The sequence below is a fragment of the Paracoccus sp. KKT209 genome, from assembly GCF_055635455.1.
In genome coordinates, this window is sequence record NZ_CM145758.1 from 315,271 (window position 1) to 334,164 (window position 18,894).

The following is an 18,894-nucleotide window of genomic DNA, read 5'->3' on the forward strand; positions in this document are numbered from 1 at the left end:
TTCCTCACCGGCGGGATCGGCGAGACACCAAGATCGATGCGGCGGCTGTTCTGCGACTCGCCGGGCTTTTCGGACAGGGCCAGAACCTTCCGTCCGCGCCCGCCCTACCGGCCGCACCGCAGATCCAAGTACCGGGAGCCGGGTCGCGGTGATCGTGACCGAGACGGCAGAGCAGCTGATGATTGCGCGCGACATGCGCCACCTCCAGCCTCATCCTGCGCGCGTCCCGTGCAGCATTGGGGTCGCCGTCCCAGGGCGGCATGCCCATCTGCGGGCGGTCGCTTTGGAGGCCCGTGCACTCGGATCGAGGTCTCGCAGCCCGGCAGCTTTGGTCTTTTCCTCAACGCCCCCGGTGCGCGACAGCAGCAAGCTGAACGGTACCCTTGCCTTGCGGCCATTCGGCCCCGCGGAAAATGGGCAGCCTTAATTCCATCCCGCACCGAATGTGGTGCTGACATGACGCAGGCGGACATCGCCGCTTTCTTGAACTCCGCTACGGCGGTTGACGCTGTCAATTCGGTCGAGACAACCCATGGCACCACCCCGTTTCTCTGCGGAAGCAGGGCTCTGAAGTTGAAGCGTGTCTAAGCTACGCCTCCAGTGACATGCCCGAGCCGAGCCGAGCCATGCTATAGCGTAAACTTTGCTAAAGCGGCGCTGCGGCGCCCGAATCTGCCACGACACCCTTCCTGGCACTTGCTTCGCGGAGCCGCAGCCGTACCGGCCATCGGTGAACCGTTCTAGACCGGCAGATCAAGGCGGCCGCGGTCGAGATCAGCTGGGCTCTGGTCGGAGAATGCAGCAGCGAGGCAGAGGTTGTGGATCAGGCCCGGAAGGCGCTCGGCCTTGGGAAATTCAGGAACCGCGAGGTCAACCCTGCTGCGGCGCAGGCTTAGGATCTGTCAACGCCCCATCCACAAGCTCAAGGCGCCGATCCGTCTGAGACGCAAGCCCCAGATCATGCGTCACCGCAACAACGGTCTTGCCGCCAGCGCCTGAGAGGGTCCGGAGGATCTCGAACACCTGGCTCGAGCTCTTGCGGTCAAGGCTGCCGGTGGGCTCGTCCGCCAGGATCAGCGGAGGATCGTTGGCGAGGGCGCGCGCGACGGCCACGCGCTGCCTCTGTCCCCCCGAGATCTGGTCGGGCCGCTTCTCGACGTGCCCCGCCAGCCCCAGCTGCTCGAGAAGATCGGTGGCGCGATGCCGGATCGCGGCAGGAGATAGCCGCGCGAGCCGGCGCATGGGCAGTTCGACATTCTCGCGCAAGGTGAATTCGGGCAGCAGGAAGTGGAACTGGAAGACGAAGCCGATCTCCTGCAGCCGGACACGCGCCCGCGTGTCCTCGTCAAGCGGCCCCGTATCCTTACCCCGGATCCTCAGCGTCCCGGCGGAAGGGCGATCCAGCAGCCCCAACAGGTAGAGAAGCGAGGACTTGCCGGAACCCGACGGCCCCGTCAGCGCAACAAACTCGCCCTCGGCGATCGACAGAGAGACGTCCCGCACCAGCGTGACAGGAACGACGGCGGGCAGCGTGCGCGTCAGGTGGGCGGCGTCGATCATCGCGGTCATGTGGCACCCCGGATGATGTCCACCGGGTTGACGGCCGCCGCGCGCCGCGCCGGCAGGTAGCCCGCCACCCCTGCCGCCGCCAGGGCGAAAAAAGTGGCCAGGATGTAGTGCAGGGGGCTCCAGGCCAGGGGCAGGCGCGTGGCGCCGCCCAGTTCCTCAAGGTCGATGGGGATACTCTGCAGCGCCAGGCACAGCCCATAGCCCGTGATCCAGCCGAGGATCGATCCCGCGGCGCCGATCATCAGCCCTTCCAGAAGAAACAGGCGGCGCATGTCGCGTGCCGGAAAGCCAAGCGATTTGAGGATCGCGATATCACGCGCCTTCTCATGAGTGATGGTCGAGACGATGTTGAAGATCCCGAAGCCCGCCACCAGCATGATCGCAGCGACGACCGTATACATGATGATGTTGCGGACGGTCAGCGCCTCGAGGATCGGCTGGTTCGCCTCTTCCCAGGAAACTGCCTTCTGTCCGATCAGGGCCTCGGCGCGCGCGGCGACCGCCCGCGACTGCGAGGGATCGTCAAGGCGGATGCGGATCGTGTTGATCGCGCTCGTCCGCCCTGACAGCGTCTGTGCCGCCTTCAGCGCGACATAGACCTCGCCCTCATCGCGCGGACGCGTTCCCGTGTGAAACAGGCCCACGATGCGGAAATCGCGCCGCCGGCCGTCGCCGGTGACAAGGCCCACCGTGCTGCCCCCCGCCGCGCCCAGCTTCTCGGCCAAGGCGCGCCCGATGATGATGTTGTTACCGCCCGCTAGCAGGGCAGCAAAGCTGCCCAGAGTGAAGTCGTGCGCGATGGAGGACACGGCCGCCTCTTCGTCGGGAACAACGCCGAAAAGCGCAACGCCAGCCTCACGTCCAGCGAACTGCACCACCGCCTGCGTGCGAAGCGCCGGGGCAAGCCGCCCCGGCACCCAGGCACGAAGCGCCGCCTGGACGGCAGAGGGGTTGCGGATGCCGCGGCTGTCCTCGCGCGGGCGCAGGCCGAAGAACCGGGTGGCTGCGAAGGCACCTTCGGCCGGTTGCAGAACCGGGGCCCGAAGTTCGTCCGTGACCTCGACATGCGGGATCGTATCGACAAGCTGGCGGATGAAGTCCTGCTGCGAGCCCTGCATCAGAGCCGCCATCGCGATGGAAAAGCCGACGCCCAAGGCGACGCCCAGTCCCGCGACCAGCATCTGGCGGACGCGGCCGCGAATATGGGCAAGGGCGAGCATCAGCAGAAGACTCATGGCGCGGCCCCGGTCCTGACGGCGGCGCCGTCGCTCAGTCCTTCAGGGACCGGGACGATCAGCTGCTGACCAGGCGTCAACCCGTCGAGGACTTCTGCCATGTCTGCGCCGCGGATCCCCAGCACCACAGGAACGCGCCGGGTTTTGGCGGCCTCCAGCACCCAGACCATGCCATCCGCCGACACGGCCTCGGCCGGAACAAGAAGCGCATCCTTGTGCAGGCGCGTGACGATGTTCACCTCGACGGTCATCCCGATCAGCAGCGGCGTGTCGCCTGGAAGTGCCAGCCGCACGCGATACGTGCGTGCGGCCGGGTCGCCCATCGGCGTGATGCTGTCCAACCTGGCTTCCAGTGCCGCAGACGGGAAGGCATCCGAGCGGAGCAGCGCCCGCTGGCCGACCGAGAGCCGCGGGATGTCTTCCTCGTTGATCTCGGCGAGAATGCGCAAGGGCTGCGGTTGGCCGACGTGGAACAGCGGGGCACCGGGCTCGGCGATCTCGCCGACCTCGCCATCCTGGCGCAGCACCGTGCCGCCCATCGGGGACCGGAGTATATAGCTCTCCAGCCGGGCCTGCTGTGCCGCGATCTGCGCCTCGATCCGTGCCTCTTCGCTTTCGCTCCGCTCCAGGTCCTGCCGGCTGGCCACGTTGCGGTCCGCCAGATCCCGCAGCCGCTGAAGCTCGCGCGCCGTAAAGGCCTGCCGGGCGCGCAGTTCATCCAGTGCGGCGCGCGCCTCCCTGTCATCCAGCCTTGCAAGTTCGGCGCCCTGGGCAACTTCCTGGCTCTCGCAGTTGCAGAGCCAGACGATCCTCTCACGCATCAGCGGCGCGACCTTGGCCCAGTGCCGGGGTTCGACCGTGCCCGTCGCGTAGACGATCTCGGCAGCATCGCCCCGCGTCACCGGCGCCACCTCGACCAGCGGCGGACGCAGCCACCACCACACGGCTGCCGCAGCCGCCAAGATCGCGGCCAAGACAAGCATTACCGCGATGTACCTGCCTTTGATCTTCATGGCACGTGACCAGATCCTGCGCTCCTTGCGGTACTCATCCTGCTAGCCACTCCGCGCTCGCAATCTGACCCGAGCATCGGCGATCCGAGGCGCCGCGACCTTGATCCGCATCAATGCGGAAGTCAGCCCACCGGCAGAGACTGGGGCCCTTACTGGATCACGAGGGTCTTCCGATGCGCGTGACGCAAATGTCTGTGTTGCTCTTGCCGCTTCTGCTGTTCGTCTCGGGCGCGAGCGGGCAGGCCGTGACCATTGGAACGGACGTCTACGCGGGCGGTGAGGGTGCCAGCCGCATCGCCTCCGCGCCGCGAAGCCTGTTTGCCGCCGGGCCAGCCGTGCGGGTGGACTCCCCCATTGGACGGGACGCGCATCTGGCCGGCTTCAGCGTTCACGCCAGCGGCGCGACGGGGGGTGATCTTTATGCCATGGGCGGCGACGTCACGCTTGATGGTGCCGTCGGCGGCGACCTGACAGCAGGAGGATTTTCGCTGTCCGTCGGCCCGGGCGCCTCCGTGGAGGGCAATGCGCGACTGGCCGGGGGCAGCGTCAGCATCGCGGCTCCGGTCCGCGGGACGCTGGTCGCTTCCGGTGGTGCCGTGACACTGGACGCGCCCGTCGGAGGTGATGCCTGGATCGCGGCTGACCATCTCGCGTTCGGACCCGCCGCCCGCATTGCCGGGCAATTGCACCTGGCGGCACCCGACGAAGTCCAGGTGCCGGGCGCCGTTGTTCCTGCAGATCGGATCACCCGCCGGCCCATGTCCGAGGCGGGCAGGTTCGACCCGGGGCGCGAATGGCGCCGCGACTGGATGCTGGCGCATCATGAGGAATGGGGCATTCCCGGCGCCCTCGGCCTTTCGCTGGCCGCCGTCCTGACACTTCTGTTCCTGCTCGCGGCCGGTGCGGCATTCCTGGCCTCGGCGCCGGTTCTGGTCGAGCGCCTGCGGCGGCAGGCGAGCCTGCGGCCGTGGCGCGCGCTGCTGCTGGGCGCCCTCGGGCTCAGCGCCCTTGTCGGCGCGATCCCGGTGGCGGCCGCATCGCTGATCGGGCTGCCGCTTGTGCCGATCGCGATCCTTGCCCTGATCCTGCTCTGGACCCTCGGCTACCTTCTGGGGCTGCATGTCGCCGCGCAGGCCGTTCTGGCGGGACTGCGGGGTCATGCGGCACCTGCCGGGTTCGGCTGGTCCGTTCTTGGACTGGCCCTCGCGCTTCTTCTGGCGGCGCTGCTGAACTTCGTGCCGCTGCTGGGATGGATGGCCAACATGCTTCTGGGCATTCTCGGCCTCGGGGCCATGGCGCTTGTGCTGGCAGAGCGGCTGGCACCGCCGCCGCGGGAGGTGCCGTAGATCAGGGTCGGTGCGGCGGCAGGCCCGAACACAATGCGCGCCGTGATCCTGAGAGCGTCGGGGCGCCCGCTGCAGTATGCGGAACTTCCTCTGCCAGGGCCTGAGCGCGGCCAGATCCGGCTGAGGGTCGGGGCCTGCGGCGTCTGCCGAACGGACCTGCACATCATCGACGGCGAGCTGACAGAAGGCAACCTGCCGCTGGTACCGGGCCACGAACTCGTCGGGCGGATCGAGCGGATGGGCGGCGATATGCATGGCCTGCGCCTCGGGCAGCGGGTCGGGGTGCCTTGGCTGTCCAGATCATGCGGTACCTGCCCCTATTGCCGCGCGGGCCGCGAGAACCTTTGCGACGCTGCGGACTTCACCGGCTTCACCGTCAATGGCGGCTATGCAGAGGCCTGCCTCGCCGAAGCCCGCGTCATCGTTCCGCTGGACGAAGATGTCCCCGCGCCGCAGATTGCGCCGCTGCTGTGTGCGGGCTTGATCGGCTATCGCGCGCTAAAGGCCGCCGGCCTTGGTAAAGCATCGGCATCTATGGCTTCGGTGCCGCCGCACCTATCATCACGCAAATCGCTGTACGCCAGAACAGGCGCATCTTCGCCCTGACACGGCCCGAAAACAAGCCAACGCAGGACTTTGCAATTCGGCTTGGTGCGATATGGGCCGGAGGAACTGATGAGTCCGTGCCTGACGCGCTGGATGCAGCCATCGTCTTCGCCCCGGACGGCAGCCTTGTCCCTCTCGCGCTGCGGGCTGTCCGCAAAGGGGGCAGCGTAGTCTGTGCCGGCATCCACATGTCGGTGGTGATCCTGCGAGGCTTTGTGCTCAACTGGCGGCCGAGGGGAAATCATCCATCGGCGTATCGCGCAAAACCTTCCTGCCTGGAGGCTTGGTCAGCGGCGTCGGCGCACGGGCGTAGTTCGCAGGCATCTTACGGTCAGGGTTGCTGCGGGTCGAACATCTGTCCGTCAGTGGGCGTCGAAGCATTGTCGGCCTCTATCAGCCTGGCGACCTTGTCGGTGACTGGGTGCCAATGACGACCGAATTTTCGGTCGAGGCGGCAACATGTGTCGAGATCTGCGCCTACAGCTGACATTACGTCGAATGGTTGCTCCGGCGGAACCCGTCAGCAAGAGCCTGCATCATTTCAGAACTTGAAGGCATGCAGGAGCGCCAGCTTGAGCAGGTTTGGTTCCGGGGCGTTCTTGACAGCCGGCAACGAATCATCGCGTTCCTGCTTGGAGCCGCAAGATTTTTGCCGGTGGAGCACACTCCGGAAGGCGGCATTCCGAACCCGTCAGAAAGGGACTGTGACGTAAAGTATTTTTCGGCGTCGAAATGAACCCGCGAACACTTCGGCCCATAGCTGCCCTTCGGCTCTCGGCAGTTGCTGCAGTGGAGCTTCCCTAGAGCGGCCGCTGGTGTCCGGCGCAGCAAGATTGATTGTACGGCCTCTGCTACGCGGGACCTTCTTGCCATTTGCCGCAGCAATCTTCTTCCTTGTTCCTACATGCCTCGGTGCCAGCCTTCTGGGGGCCTGTTGGCCAGCGGCATCAAAATGACGTCGGCGCCCGGCATCATCGCTATGCCAAGGCCTCGCGGGCGCGGCTGATCAGGCGACGCATGTCATCAAAGCTGTATTCGCCAAAGGCTCCTTCGTCGCCGGCGATGAAGCTGGGCGTGCCCATCAGGCCCATGTGATCGGCAAGAAGAAAGCTGTTGGTGATATGGCGCTCCACCTGTTCGGACTGCATGTCCTGCTGAAGACGTGCAAGGTCCAGGCCAGCCTCTTTGGCGGCCTGCATGGCCGTATCTGCACCGGCTCGGCCACGGATGGCAAACATGGCCCGGTGCATCTGCCAGTACCGGCCCTGCTGCAGTGACGCGAGCGAGGCGCGCGCCGCCGCCTCGGAATCCGCCCCGAAGACAGGCCATTCGTGAAAGACGACACGCAGCTTTGGGTCCGACAGGATCAGGCGATGGATCGGGTCGACCATCTTGCGGCAAAAGGGGCAGTTGTAGTCGAAGAATTCCGTCAACGTCACATCGCCGTCCGGATTTCCCAGGACAGGGGCGGTCGGATCGTGCTCCAGCACCTGTCTCAGTTCCTCTGGCATGGGATTGTTCCGTGCCGAAAGGGCCGTGGTGGGCAGGACCAGCAGACCCGTGCTGGCGATCAGGAAGTTCCGGCGTTGCATGCTTCATCCTCGGACTGTTCGACGCGCTCTTGCGCAGGATCGTCAGAGGCTGGCCGCCCAAGCTTAAGGGTGGCTTAAGAGGGGCGGAGATCAGCGGGGTGACAGGGGCAGAGAGATCGTCACCTCCTGACCGCCACTGCCGCTGCCCAGTTCCATCCGTCCGCCCATGCGCTGGACGGCGGCCGCAACGATCGCCAGACCCAACCCGCTGCCCTGCACGTCCCGGCCCGGACCCCGCCAGAACCGGTCCGTGACCCGGGCGCGGTCCTGGGGCCGGATCCCGGGGCCCTGGTCGCTGACCTTGAAGACCATGAAGGGCCCATCGCCGGAGGCAGTCAGCCTGACCGTCCCGCCTTGTGGCGAGTGCTGGATCGCGTTCTCGACCAGGTTGCGCAGGGCGCTGTGGACCAGGATGCGCGGCGCATGGAGTGGCGGGAGAGGTCCCGCCTGCACGTCCAGGCGCACCTCGCGCGGGCGGGCCTGGTCCTCGGCTTGGCGGGCGATCTCGGAAAGCAGGGCGGCCGCGTCCAGACGCTCGGCCGAGGCCGCGTCCTGGTCGATGGCCGTCAGGTCCAAAAGCTGGCGCACCATCCGGTCTGTGCGGTCGACGGAGGTCGTGATCGTCGCCAGCGCCCGGTCGCGCACCGCCGGATCGGAGGCCATCCGGGCGATCTGCGCATGGGTCCGCAGTCCCGCCAAGGGCGTCTTCAACTCGTGAGCCGCAAAGGCCGTAAAGTCCCTCTCGGTCTGGCGAAGATGGTCGAGGCGCTGGAACAGACTGTTCAGCGCCCGGCGCACCGGCCGGATCTCGCGCGGGTCGCCGGCTCCTGCCAAAGGGCTCAGGTCATCCGGCTTGCGGTCGCGCAGAGCGGTTTCCAGATGCGCCAAAGGTGCCAGCCCCCGGCCGACGCTGATCCGGATCAGCAGCGCGAGCGCCGGAAAGACCACCGCCAGCGGCCAGAGAAGCCCCTGCACCACATCCCCCACCAGGCGATCGCGCACCTGGATCCGGTCGCCCACCATGACCCGCACCCCCACCTCGGGATTGGCCACGGTGAAGACACGCCAGGGCTCGCCATCGATCAGGGTCGTGGTAAAGCCTTCGTCCTCGGAAAGCTTGGCATCTGGCGCTCCGGAAGATGCCCCCAGCAGGTTTCCCCGAAGCGACCAGATCTGGCAGGACAATTGGCGCGAATACTCTGCCGTCCCCGGCAGCGCGATGCTGGTCTCCGCGCCGGCCTCATCCAGTGCGATGCGTCGGTCGGCCATGAGCGAGCTGACCATGTTCGCCGCCTCGGCCAGCCGGGCATCCAGCACCTGTTCGACCTGCGCGCGTGTCGAGACGTTGATCCACCATGCCGCCGAAAGCCAGATCGCGCTGGTGGCAAGCGTCAGAACGAGAATGAGGCGCAGGCGGATCGACATCAGTCCGCCCCCGTTTCGCTAGCCGGGACGCAGTAGCCAAGGCCGCGCACCGTCTGGATCACCTCGCGACCCAGCTTGGCGCGCAGATGATGGACATGCACCTCGACCGTGTTGCTTTCGACATCTTCCTGCCATCCATAAAGACGCTCTTCCAGCTGCGTCCGCGACAGGATGCGGCCGGGATGTTCCACCAGCGCGTGCAGGATGGCGAATTCGCGCCGCGACAGGCGCAGGCGGCTGCCGTCCCGGCTGGCGGTCATCGCGGCCGGGTCCAACTCCAGCCCGCTCCAGCGCAGGACAGCGCTGGCCCGGCCACCCTGCCGGCGCAGCATGGCGCGGATCCGGGCCGCCAGCTCGTCAAGATCGAAGGGCTTTCCAAGATAGTCGTCGGCCCCACTGTCCAGGCCGGCAACCCGATCGCGCACCTGGTCACGCGCCGTCAGCAGCAGGACCGGCAGCATGTTCCCTTGGGATCGCATCTCTCCCAACAGGTCGGTGCCCATTCCGTCAGGGAGCATGATGTCCAGAACGAGGCCGGCAAACTCGCTATGGGCCAGTGCGGCGCGTGCATCCGCCAGGTTTCCCACGGTGTCGGCCGTGAATCCTGACAGCCCCAGCCCGACAGACAGCCCTTCCGACAGCACCGGATCATCCTCGACGATCAGCAATCGCATCACAGGTTCCTTCCTGTCCTTCTCATCCGGCGGTTTGGCCTGCCCAGCTTAAGCCTCGCTTAAGCTGGGCTCCTTAGCCGCAGCACCATGATGATGCGAATCCTATCAGCGGCGCTGGCCGCGTTGACATTCTGGAGCAGTGCGGCCCTTGCGCAGCCTGCTCCGCCCCTCGATCCCTCCGACGCATTCGCCTTGAGCGTGACACCCGACGCGGCGGGCGGCCTGCAGGTCATCTGGGACGTGCAGCCGGGATATTACCTCTATCGCAGCAAGATCGAAGCCTATGGACCCGATGGGGCGGCCCTTCCCCTCCTCCTGCCCGAAGGCGAGGTCTATGACGACCCTTGGATGGGGCGCGACGAGATCTATCGCGCTCCGGTTTCGACAGCGCTCCCCGATACCCGGGGCGCGGTGACCCTGCACTGGCAGGGCTGCCAGCAGGACGGCATCTGCTATGCGCCCCAGCAGGTGGTGCTGGAGGCGGACGGGACGGTTCGGGCCGAGAAAGCCGCGCAAGCCGGACCTTTCGCATCCTGGCGTGCGGGCGGCGATGCGGCACAACCCGCTGCGGCTGACGGCACGACATCTGGAGCACCGAACGGGCTGAAGCTCGCCGGCGAGGATGGCCTTGTGGCCGATCTGGCCAGCCGCGGCGGCGTGGCCTTGGTTCTGATGGGATTTTTCGGATTCGGGCTGTTGCTGTCGCTGACGCCCTGTGTGTTGCCGATGGTGCCCATCGTTGCCGGAATGCTGACACGCCAGGGCAGCGGGATGACGGCAGGGCGCGGGCTGGCGCTGACCGGAGCCTATGTCATCGCGATGGCGACTGCCTTCGGGCTTTTGGGGGTGGCGGCGGCCTGGTCGGGCGCCAATCTGCAGGCCACGCTCCAATCGCCTTGGGCCATCGGCGCGATCGCGTCGGTCTTCGTGGCGCTGGCGCTGTCGATGTTCGGCCTGTTCGAGCTGCAGATGCCGGCACGCTTGCAGGCCCGTCTGGCACGGCGTCCGGGCTCTGCCGGATCGTTGGGAGGAGCGGCAGCTCTCGGTTTCGGCTCGGCCCTTATCGTCGGGCCCTGCGTGACGGCACCGCTGGCGGGCGCGCTGATCTACATCGCGCAGACGGGCGACGTGGCCTTGGGTGCGGCAGCCCTCTTCGCCCTCGGGCTCGGGCAGGGGGTGCCGCTGCTGGCGGTCGGCGCCTTCGGTCCGCAGATCCTGCCGCGCCGCGGGGCGTGGATGGAGCGGGTGAAGCTCGCCTTTGGTGCGGTCTTCCTGGGAATGGCGATCTGGCTCGGCGGGCGCATCCTGCCCGGGCCTGCGATTCTGGCGCTTTGGGCGGTGCTGCTGACGGGCTGCGGGGTGGCGCTTGGCGCCTTGGACCGGCTGGCTCCGGACACGGCGCGCGGCCCGCGCACCGCCTCGGCCGCGGGTCTGCTGCTGGTCTTCGCCGGGCTGATGCAGGCCATCGGTGCGGCCGCTGGTGCCGATGATCCGATGCGGCCCTTGGCACCGCTGGCGGGCCGAACGGCACAGGTGACGCCGGAGCAGCCGCCGTTCCAGACCGTGACAACCCAGGCCGCGCTGGATGCCGCGCTACAAGGATCGCAGCCTGCCCTGATCTACGTCACCGCCGACTGGTGCGTCACCTGTCGGACCATCGAGCGGGGGCCGATGTCGGATCCGCAGGTCAGGGACGCCCTCAGCGAGCTTGTCCGCATCAAGGTGGACGTGACGGACTTCACCGTAGAAGCACAGGCGATGATGACCAGCCTGGCCGCCGCCGGTCCGCCGACGATGATCTTCGTCGATGCGGCACGGGTGGAACCACAGAACAGCCGTCTGGTCGGCGACGTGGAAACCGGCAATCTCATCGCCTCGATCGCCAAGGTCACCGAATGAACGCGATCTCGATCGGACCCTTTGCCTTTGACGCCTCCCGGCTGGCAGCCGTGGCGTCGATCCTGCTGTTCCTGATTGCTGCGGAACTCGCCGCCAGATATGGCCGCCGGTCACCGCGGACTCTTGGGCCTTTGGCGGGGTGGCTGGTGCTGGCCTGGATCCTGGGGGCGCGATCAGGCTTCGTGCTGTCCAACCTGAACGACTTCGCCGCATCACCCCTCGATACAATCAAGCTCTGGCAGGGGGGCTTTTCTGCCGGGGCAGGCTGGGCGGCTGCGGGCACCGTGGTGCTGTGGGCCCTGCTGAAAGGGCAGGGCGCGGCCCTGCGACCGGTCCTGATCGCCGCCGCAGTGGCCATCATCGCGTATCAGGCGATCACGGCTGCGCTGCCCCCTCCTCAGATGCGCCTGCCGCCGACGGAGCTTCTTGCCCTGGACGGCACGCCTGTCCAGCTCGCCGGGCGCGGCCAGGTGACCGTGCTGAACCTCTGGGCCACGTGGTGTCCGCCCTGCCGAAGGGAGATGCCGATGATGACCGAACTGGCTGCCGAGATGCCCGAGGTCAGGTTCATCTTCGCCAACCAGGGCGAAGGCGCGGTCCAGATCCTGGCCTTTCTAGCCGCAGCGAACCTGCCCCTGACCGGGATGCTGCGCGATCCGCAGGGGCACCTGATGGGCCGGCTGGGTGCCGTGGGCCTCCCCAGCACCCTGGTCTTCGATGATCAGGACCAACTGGTCGCAGCCCATACCGGCGAGATCTCCCGCCCCGCGCTTCGCGCCCTGATAAAGACTGCAAAGGAATGATGATGACACGAATTCTGAAGGCGTTTCTGGCTGGAACGGCTTTGCTGACGGTGGCGGCCTGCGAAACGGCCTCGCATGTGACTGAGCCACCGCCCGCCATCCCTGCGCCGCCCCTGGTCCGGCCGGAAATCGCGGCCCTGTATGACGCACAGGACGACGGAGAGATCAGCGTTCCCGCCATCCCCCCGACCCTGCTGACGGAAGACAAGGCCCGGCAGGTGGTGGACTACTGGACCGATGAACCCGTCGGCACCATCATCGTCGATCCTCATGCCAGGCGGCTTTATCACGTGCAGCCGGGCAACAAGGCCATGCGCTACACCGTGGGTGTCGGTGCCGCGGGATACGGCTTCACCGGCGAGGCGCATACACCCTACCAGCGCGCCTGGCCCCGCTGGACGCCGACCGACAGCATGCTGGCCGAAAAGCCCGACCAGTACGGGCCCTCGGCGGCAGGGGTCGAGGGTGGGCTGTCGAACCCGATGGGCGCGCGCGCGCTCTATATCCACAACAGCGGCGGCGACACCTTCTACCGCATCCACGGCACGCCCGACCCGCAGTCGATCGGCACAGCCAGTTCGGCCGGGTGCATCCGCCTGTTCAACCAGGACATCATCCACCTGGCCGAGAACACCCGCAGCATGAGCAAGGTCGTGGTTCTGACCCAAGCGCAGTCGGGACAAGGAACCGTGCCTCCCGCCGCATCGACGCCCGGAGGACCGGCATGACCCTTGACCGCAGAACTCTTTTGGCCGCCGGGGCGGGCGCCGGCCTCGTGGCGCTTGGTGGCGGGGCATGGACGATGCTGCGTCAGCCCGGCCGGACGGGCGAGCCGAGCGTCGACGACGTGCTTCATGATCCCGATCAGCCTGTTCTGGGCAACCCGCAGGGGGATCTGACCATTGCCGAATTCTTCGATTACCAATGCCCGTTCTGCAAGCGCGGCCATCCCGATCTGATGGCAGAGGTCGAAGCCGACGGGAACATCCGCCTGGTGATGAAGGACTGGCCGATCTTCGGGGGCGCCTCGGTTCTTGCCGCGCAGATGGTGCTGGGGGCGGCGGATCACGAGCATTATGCGGCCGCGCAATCCGCGCTGATGGCCACGCCCGCACGCCTGACCGAGGAAGACCTCCGCGCCACCCTGACCGCAGCCGGTCATGACCCTGACCGAATGCTGGAGGGCTATCTTCGAGAGCGGCCACGATGGGACGGGCTGATGGGCCGCAATGCCCGGCAGGCGGCCGCCCTTGGCCTGCAGGGCACACCGGCCTTCATCATCGGTCGCACCATCCATGCCGGTGCGCTGGACCGGGATCGCCTGCGCGCGGCCATCGCCGCTGCCCGCAACGGCGCCTGAACACATTTCCAAAACCAAGAAGGAGCAGAAGATGACCATGGTTTCACGCCGGCGGATGATGGGGCTGATCACGGCTGGCGGATTGGCCGCACCGGTTCTGGCGCGGGCGCAATCCGCACCTGATCGCAACATCAGCAGTTTCACCATGCAGCGCTGGCAGGATCATTTCGACGACCTGGGCCTTGGCGCCATTGTCGCCGACACCCGTTCCCGCGCCCTGCATTTCTGGTCGGGGGACGGACAGACCTACCGGACCTATCCCACCTCGGTCCCCATCTCGGATGAGCTGACCAAGCGCGGTCATACCAAGATCGTGCGCAAGAAGGAGGGTCCCAGCTGGACGCCCACCGCCTCGATGATGGAGCGGTTCCCCCATTACCGCCCGATGGGCCCCGGCCCGGACAATCCGCTGGGCACGCATGCCATGTATTTGTCCTGGCCCGCCTACCTGATCCACGGCACCCATGACACGCGCAAGATCGGCCGCCTGTCGTCGGATGGCTGCATCGGTCTCTACAACGAGAGGATCGAGGAGTTGTTCGGCATGTGCCCCGTCGGCACCCAGGTCCGGATCATCTGACGGGCAGCGAGAGGAGCGAGGTGTTCCTGTCACACCAGGTCATATTGACAAATAGCGGAGCCCCTTTCTGACACAGGCGATGTCAATGAAGCCAAAAAAGCTGCTTGCGGTTTTGTCGTAACGTGTCGCGAGCCTGCGGGTGTTCTTCAGCTTGTTAAAGCAGCGTTCGACCATGTTGCGCAGGGTGTAGATGCTCATGTCCACGGTCTTTCGGACGTTGCGGTTCTTGTGCATCGCGATCATCGGGACGGCGTCGCTTTTCTCGACATCTTCCCGGATTTTGTCAGAGGCGTAGCCTCTGTTAGCCATCAGAACGGCAGGCGACGGCAGGTTGTCGGCGATCACCAGATCGAGCCGGCATAGTCTGAATCCTGAGCCGGCGTGATTTCGGCCCTCATGGGGAGGCCAGCGCTGTTGACGCGGAGGTGGATCTTGGTCGTAAAACCACCCCGTGAACGGCCAAGAGCCTCTTTTGGAGCCGCCCTTTTGCACCGGCCTTGTGGATGCGGGTCTGGTTCATCGTATCGACAGCCGTGACGCGCCAGCCGACTGGACCAGTCAGATCGTTGAGCTTGGTGCCAAGGCGCCGGGCGAGAAGCCGGGCTGGGCCGCGGGCAGCGAGGTCTTCACCCTCAACCCGGCCCTCGTCTCTGCCGCCTTCGATGCCACGCGCGAGGTCGAACTGGCCGACAGCGACGAAGCCGCTGCCTATCGGGCGAACTATACCCAGGATACTGCACGAGGGGCACCACAGGTGATGGTTTGCGCCTCTGTCTCGGCCGACACCTACTGGCATGGCGAGACGATCGCGCAGGAGGTCGCCGACCACGCGGCCCTGCTGACCGACGGGGCAGCCGACTACTGCATGAGCCAGATGGAGGACAACGCTACCCTGACCGCTCTCACACGCGCGTCCGAGGCGGGACGGCTGGACATGGACCGCGTGGCGATCTTGCGGACAGCTTCAAACTTTGACCGTGCGCATGAGGGCCAGGACACCGCCGCATCATTGTCGGCGACGTCGGGGGGCTTCGGACCGGCCACGGAGAATGCTTTCCGCGTCGGAAATGCATTCGCGTCGATGATCATCGAAGACTGGGACCGGTTCGCCAAAGGCGTCACCGCAGATTGATCAGGGTGGCGGCGGATGCACGAACTTGCCTCTGCCATTCTCTGCTATAGCCTGGGTCCGGAGGGACAGATTCCACCTGACCGAAAGGCAAGCCCACACCCAGCCAAGGCAGTCGGCTCACTCCTTGGCTGCCGATGACAAAGCAACGTTTTGCGCCGAGGCCTTGCCGGGTTGGTTTGCCTATTCGCGACAGGCAGCAGCTTGATCAGCTCTCCCTAGGTGCTTTAGCCTGAATGCAACCGGACATGGAGGGCGCGGACCTGCATCGCAAACTCCTCGAAAGGACCATGGACGACCGTGTCGCTGATCACGTCGCTGATTGGCAGCGGCCTGACACGGAACGCAGGGACGCCCAGCTCGGCAAGCCATTCCGTCATCTGAGCTGCCGAGCTTGCATAAACGATCCGGCCAAGTCCGACCCAGCCATGGGCAGCTGCGCACATGGGGCAGTGTTCGCCCGAGGTATAGACCGTTGCCGTGGCACGTTCCCGGACATCCATGTTGTTCGCGGCCCAACGGGCGATGGCGAATTCCGGGTGCTGCGTGTGGTCGCCACCTCCGATGCGGTTATGGTCCTCGAACAGAACCTGACCCTCGGAGGATACAAGCACCGCGCCGAATGGTTGATTGCCGCTGTGCAGTGCCTGAGCTGCCAGTTCGATGCAGCGCTGAAGATGCTGCCGATCTGTATCGTTGATCATGAGGCTTCCTTTCGGTTCGATGTGCCGAACCATCTTGAGACAGTGCCGCTTTCATGAGCAGTGACTGATCGATTCCAGTCCAGCGGCCCAGCATCAACGGCGGAAGCCTGAGGTTCCTTCAATCCAGCGCCGCAGCGATCGCGTCAAACACGACCAGCGGATCGACAGGCTCCCGGCCCACGGGCTTTGGTTGCGCCATGTGCGTGGCGATCACGACGTTTCGCGTCGGGTTGATATAGATGTTCTGCCCCTGGATGCCGATCGCGGCAAAGGCACCGTCGGCGATGGACGGCTCGGTCCAGCCCGGCCACCACATGTAGCCATACTCGATCGTCTCGCCGCCCTTCAGCTCCTGCGGTTGCCCGGCAGTTTCCGTCCAGCCCTCGGGCAGGATGGCCTCGCCGTCGATCATCCCGCCCTCCAGGAAGAACTGCCCGAAACGCGCGAAGTCCCGCAGGGTGGCGGAGAGGCCGCTGCCGCCGATCTCGACCCCGTCGGGGCTGTCCAGCCACCAGTTTGCATCGGCTTCCATCCCATAGGGCTGCCAGATCTTCTGGGCCAGATAGTCCGCCAGCGGCATGCCGACTGCGCCGTGAACCAGTTCACCCAGAACCTGCGTCTCGCCGGTGGAGTAGGTGTGATGCGTGCCGGGCTCATGGGCGCGGGGCAGGGCGGCCATCACCTCCATGGCGGCGCCGGGGCGCTGTTCGATCTGCGCGCGCAGCAGGTCACGGCGGTCGGACTGCGGATCGGTATAGGTCTCGTTCCATTCCACGCCCGACGCCATCAGCAGGATGTCGCGGATGCTGACCCCGTCATAGGCGCTGCCTGCCAGCGCCGGGACATAATCGACCACCATGTCGTCCAGGCCGCCGATATGACCATCGACGATGGCGGCGCCGACCAGGGTGGAGGTGATCGACTTGGCCACCGACATCGACATCCAGCGCGTCTCGGGCGTGTTGCCGCGCTGATAGGTCTCGTAGACGACCTTTCCGTCCTTCAGGACGATCATCCCGGTGACATTGTCCAGCGACAGGAAGTCATAAAGGTCGTAGGTCGCGTCCCCGACCTGATAGCTCACCATGTTCGGCAGATCGACGGGCGCCTGCGGCAGCTCGCGGGGGTTGTCGCTGGCCGGGATGGTCCGGGTGGGAAAGAGGCGGTCGATGTTGCGGAAGGTGCTGACCGCCAGATCGGGCGTCAGATGGCCATTGTAGACATCCTCGACGGTGCCGATGGGCTCGTCCGCATGCGGATAGTCCTGCGCAGCCGCGAGGCCCGGAAAAGCCAGGCAGAGACTGCCCAGGGTCAGCAGGATGCGCGTGCGATACATCGGGCTCGGGGTCATGCCGTCCTCCTCCTTCTGTTCAACCCATGGGACGACAGTTCTGCACGATGTGCAAGGGGCAGCTCAATCTATGGATTATGCCCTCACCCCCCGTCGGTCTTGAAGACCGCTCACAATCCGGGCGTCACCAACGCCCGGAACCTCGGCTCGCCGCACTGGGGGCGCTGGCTAGGTCGCACGCACCGCTGCCTGGCGCCCGCGATCAGCTTCTCGAAGCCGCGTGGCGAGGAGCACGGTGTGCAGTGATTCGCTCCGGGAGATGCGGGTACCACCATGTTCTTGGCAGGATTTAAAGCCGCGGCTGGACATCGCTCCCCAAGGTGAAGGACCGGGAGACGATCGGCGAACTCTATGTCCGAGGGGCATGCTCCGCAGGTGCCCAGGCCTCCTCTTGCGTGCAGAACCAGCGCCCGCTTTTTGTCTCACTGATTCGAGTGGTCGCGTACTGCGACAGCGTGGCATGGGATATATGCGCGCGCCCAGATGAGAGATGTTGCCATTGAGGTGGTCGCGAAACTGGGCACTGACGTTAAGGTCTGCTTTGCTGTCTGTTGATCTTCACCGCGAGGGAGATCGACGAGGTCGAAACGAAAGCGGAGTGCCCCTGAGTTCAAGGCGAAGGCGACACTTGAGGCGCTGAAAGGCGAGGAGACCGTGTCGGAGTTGGCGAGCCGGTTCGGCGTGCGTCAGCCGATGATCAAGCAGTGGGGACGTGCGCTGCTGGACGGCGCGTCCGGTGTGTTTGAACGCGGTGGCCGCAAGACGCCGGTCATTGATGAAGACCGGGTCAGGGAGCTGCATGCCAAGATCGGAGAACTGCCGGTGGCCAACTCTCTTCTGGCAAGAAAGCTGAAGCCTTGGCGCGGGAGGTGAGGCAAGGCACCGGCTGCGCCGGTCGGGCATCGACTTCTACAATCACCGCCGCCGGCACGAGGCCCTTGGCGGCCGACCACCAGCAGTGGTCTACATCACCGCACATCGAAGCAACGCAAACGGACCAGCAGGAGCAGGTCAGAGCTTAAAAAGCGTCAGATCCTGTCTAGGGAATGAGGAGAACCTCAGATGAAAAGGCGATCGTCGACGAGCTGAACGCGCTGGCCCACGCGAGCCCTGGGACCGCCAAATGGGAAACTACCCAGACAGCACAGGCCAACAGCAAGGTCTCCGTGGGACGCATCGCCGCCATCCGGGCGCGGAATATCCGCGTCCATGCCCCGCTAGGCAACACGTCCTATCATGGCTTCAAGGCCTGCCGGAGCGAGTTCGGGGCGATCGAATAGCCGCCGCGGCAGTTCCTGCTGCTGAGAAGGCGGGCGAGGGTCAGGCAATGAGTTGACCCATGCGGTGATGCCCCCAAACGAACGCGGCGCTTTCCACATAAGTAACCACATCAGTAAATCGACCTCGGACAGCGGCTTACCAAAACCACGCAATCGCGCGTCAGAAATCACTTGACGCTGTGTGCCCACAGAACCCGCAAATCGCGCACTCTTGTACTTTATTGGCACAAGGTTGTTTGGTGACCCCGACAGGACTTGAACCTGTAACCTGCCCCTTAGGAGGGGGCTGCTCTATCCAGTTGAGCCACGGGGCCGACGCCTTGACCTT

General features: G+C 65.7%; 18 protein-coding genes, 1 tRNA gene and 2 pseudogenes. 11 read left to right on the plus strand and 10 right to left on the minus strand.

What is annotated here, in order from left to right; genetic code table 11:
* Nucleotides 1–870: 870 nt before the first annotated feature.
* The 3 genes from ACZ2G3_RS01550 to ACZ2G3_RS01560 are packed head-to-tail and all read right to left on the minus strand — an operon-like array spanning nt 871 to nt 3,787.
* The gene (locus ACZ2G3_RS01550; RefSeq protein WP_470397218.1) at nt 871–1,569 is read right to left on the minus strand and encodes an ABC transporter ATP-binding protein; all 699 of its coding nucleotides are present in this window, start codon (nt 1,567–1,569) and stop codon (nt 871–873) included.
* Nucleotides 1,566–2,804 (minus strand): ABC transporter permease, encoded by a 1,239-nt coding sequence (locus ACZ2G3_RS01555; protein WP_470397219.1) that lies wholly within the window; start codon nt 2,802–2,804, stop codon nt 1,566–1,568. Before ACZ2G3_RS01555 ends, ACZ2G3_RS01550 begins: the two co-directional genes overlap by 4 nt.
* Nucleotides 2,801–3,787 carry an efflux RND transporter periplasmic adaptor subunit gene (locus tag ACZ2G3_RS01560; protein ID WP_470397220.1) on the minus strand — a complete coding sequence of 329 codons (987 nt, stop codon included), beginning with the start codon at nt 3,785–3,787 and terminating at the stop codon, nt 2,801–2,803. The genes ACZ2G3_RS01555 and ACZ2G3_RS01560 overlap by 4 nt, the downstream gene beginning before the upstream one ends.
* A 218-nt stretch (nt 3,788–4,005) precedes the next feature.
* Here ACZ2G3_RS01560 and ACZ2G3_RS01565 point away from each other — a divergent pair, with 218 nt between their 5' ends.
* From ACZ2G3_RS01565 to ACZ2G3_RS01575, 3 genes are all read left to right on the plus strand, one after another.
* Nucleotides 4,006–5,163, plus strand: coding sequence for a bactofilin family protein (locus tag ACZ2G3_RS01565; RefSeq protein ID WP_470397221.1), 1,158 nt, complete (start codon nt 4,006–4,008; stop codon nt 5,161–5,163).
* Nucleotides 5,164–5,196: 33 nt separating this feature from the next.
* Complete coding sequence (locus ACZ2G3_RS01570; RefSeq protein ID WP_470397222.1) at nt 5,197–5,769, plus strand: alcohol dehydrogenase catalytic domain-containing protein; 573 nt, start codon at nt 5,197–5,199, stop codon at nt 5,767–5,769.
* 556 nt (nt 5,770–6,325) lie between these two features.
* Nucleotides 6,326–6,505 (plus strand): hypothetical protein, encoded by a 180-nt coding sequence (locus ACZ2G3_RS01575; RefSeq protein WP_470397223.1) that lies wholly within the window; start codon nt 6,326–6,328, stop codon nt 6,503–6,505.
* 241 nt (nt 6,506–6,746) lie between these two features.
* On the opposite strand, the gene ACZ2G3_RS01580 is transcribed toward ACZ2G3_RS01575, so the two are convergent.
* From ACZ2G3_RS01580 to ACZ2G3_RS01590, 3 genes are all read right to left on the minus strand, one after another.
* Nucleotides 6,747–7,361, minus strand: coding sequence for a DsbA family protein (locus tag ACZ2G3_RS01580; RefSeq protein WP_470397224.1), 615 nt, complete (start codon nt 7,359–7,361; stop codon nt 6,747–6,749).
* Nucleotides 7,362–7,451: 90 nt separating this feature from the next.
* Nucleotides 7,452–8,786 (minus strand): ATP-binding protein, encoded by a 1,335-nt coding sequence (locus ACZ2G3_RS01585; protein ID WP_470397225.1) that lies wholly within the window; start codon nt 8,784–8,786, stop codon nt 7,452–7,454.
* Entirely contained in the window at nt 8,786–9,460 is a 675-nt protein-coding gene (locus ACZ2G3_RS01590) for a winged helix-turn-helix domain-containing protein (protein WP_470397226.1), read from the minus strand. The genes ACZ2G3_RS01585 and ACZ2G3_RS01590 overlap by 1 nt, the downstream gene beginning before the upstream one ends.
* A gap of 93 nt (nt 9,461–9,553) precedes the next feature.
* Here ACZ2G3_RS01590 and dsbD point away from each other — a divergent pair, with 93 nt between their 5' ends.
* The 5 genes from dsbD to ACZ2G3_RS01615 are packed head-to-tail and all read left to right on the plus strand — an operon-like array spanning nt 9,554 to nt 14,102.
* A complete protein-coding gene (gene dsbD / locus ACZ2G3_RS01595) occupies nt 9,554–11,359 on the plus strand; it encodes a protein-disulfide reductase DsbD (RefSeq protein ID WP_470397227.1) in 1,806 nt (601 codons plus the stop codon).
* Nucleotides 11,356–12,162, plus strand: coding sequence for a TlpA family protein disulfide reductase (locus tag ACZ2G3_RS01600; RefSeq protein ID WP_470397228.1), 807 nt, complete (start codon nt 11,356–11,358; stop codon nt 12,160–12,162). The genes dsbD and ACZ2G3_RS01600 overlap by 4 nt, the downstream gene beginning before the upstream one ends.
* Nucleotides 12,163–12,164: 2 nt before the next feature.
* The gene (locus tag ACZ2G3_RS01605; RefSeq protein WP_470397229.1) at nt 12,165–12,890 is read left to right on the plus strand and encodes a L,D-transpeptidase; all 726 of its coding nucleotides are present in this window, start codon (nt 12,165–12,167) and stop codon (nt 12,888–12,890) included.
* A complete protein-coding gene (locus ACZ2G3_RS01610) occupies nt 12,887–13,522 on the plus strand; it encodes a DsbA family protein (RefSeq protein ID WP_470397230.1) in 636 nt (211 codons plus the stop codon). Before ACZ2G3_RS01605 ends, ACZ2G3_RS01610 begins: the two co-directional genes overlap by 4 nt.
* Before the next feature lie 31 nt (nt 13,523–13,553).
* The gene (locus ACZ2G3_RS01615; protein WP_470397231.1) at nt 13,554–14,102 is read left to right on the plus strand and encodes a L,D-transpeptidase; all 549 of its coding nucleotides are present in this window, start codon (nt 13,554–13,556) and stop codon (nt 14,100–14,102) included.
* Nucleotides 14,103–14,141: 39 nt separating this feature from the next.
* On the opposite strand, the pseudogene ACZ2G3_RS01620 reads toward ACZ2G3_RS01615, so the two are convergent.
* Nucleotides 14,142–14,590 (minus strand): annotated as a pseudogene (locus tag ACZ2G3_RS01620) (IS5 family transposase); the annotation flags it as partial.
* 11 nt (nt 14,591–14,601) lie between these two features.
* Between ACZ2G3_RS01620 and ACZ2G3_RS01625 the strand changes: the two are divergent.
* Nucleotides 14,602–15,234, plus strand: a complete 633-nt coding sequence (locus ACZ2G3_RS01625) for a purine-nucleoside phosphorylase (RefSeq protein ID WP_470399009.1) — start codon at nt 14,602–14,604, stop codon at nt 15,232–15,234.
* 224 nt (nt 15,235–15,458) lie between these two features.
* Here ACZ2G3_RS01625 and ACZ2G3_RS01630 read toward each other — a convergent pair whose 3' ends face one another.
* Nucleotides 15,459–15,935 (minus strand): nucleoside deaminase, encoded by a 477-nt coding sequence (locus ACZ2G3_RS01630; RefSeq protein ID WP_470397232.1) that lies wholly within the window; start codon nt 15,933–15,935, stop codon nt 15,459–15,461.
* A gap of 118 nt (nt 15,936–16,053) precedes the next feature.
* Nucleotides 16,054–17,286 carry a serine hydrolase domain-containing protein gene (locus ACZ2G3_RS01635; RefSeq protein ID WP_470397233.1) on the minus strand — a complete coding sequence of 411 codons (1,233 nt, stop codon included), beginning with the start codon at nt 17,284–17,286 and terminating at the stop codon, nt 16,054–16,056.
* 597 nt (nt 17,287–17,883) lie between these two features.
* On the opposite strand from ACZ2G3_RS01635, the pseudogene ACZ2G3_RS01640 reads away from it, so the two are divergent.
* Together ACZ2G3_RS01640 and ACZ2G3_RS01645 are read left to right on the plus strand one after the other, a co-directional pair.
* A pseudogene (locus tag ACZ2G3_RS01640) lies at nt 17,884–18,159 on the plus strand (transposase); the annotation flags it as partial.
* A gap of 173 nt (nt 18,160–18,332) precedes the next feature.
* Nucleotides 18,333–18,566: a hypothetical protein gene (locus ACZ2G3_RS01645; RefSeq protein ID WP_470397234.1), complete on the plus strand. Its 234-nt coding sequence runs from the start codon at nt 18,333–18,335 to the stop codon at nt 18,564–18,566.
* A gap of 237 nt (nt 18,567–18,803) precedes the next feature.
* Here the strand turns inward: ACZ2G3_RS01645 and ACZ2G3_RS01650 are convergent.
* Nucleotides 18,804–18,880: transfer RNA gene (locus ACZ2G3_RS01650), tRNA-Arg, on the minus strand.
* Nucleotides 18,881–18,894: the final 14 nt, after the last annotated feature.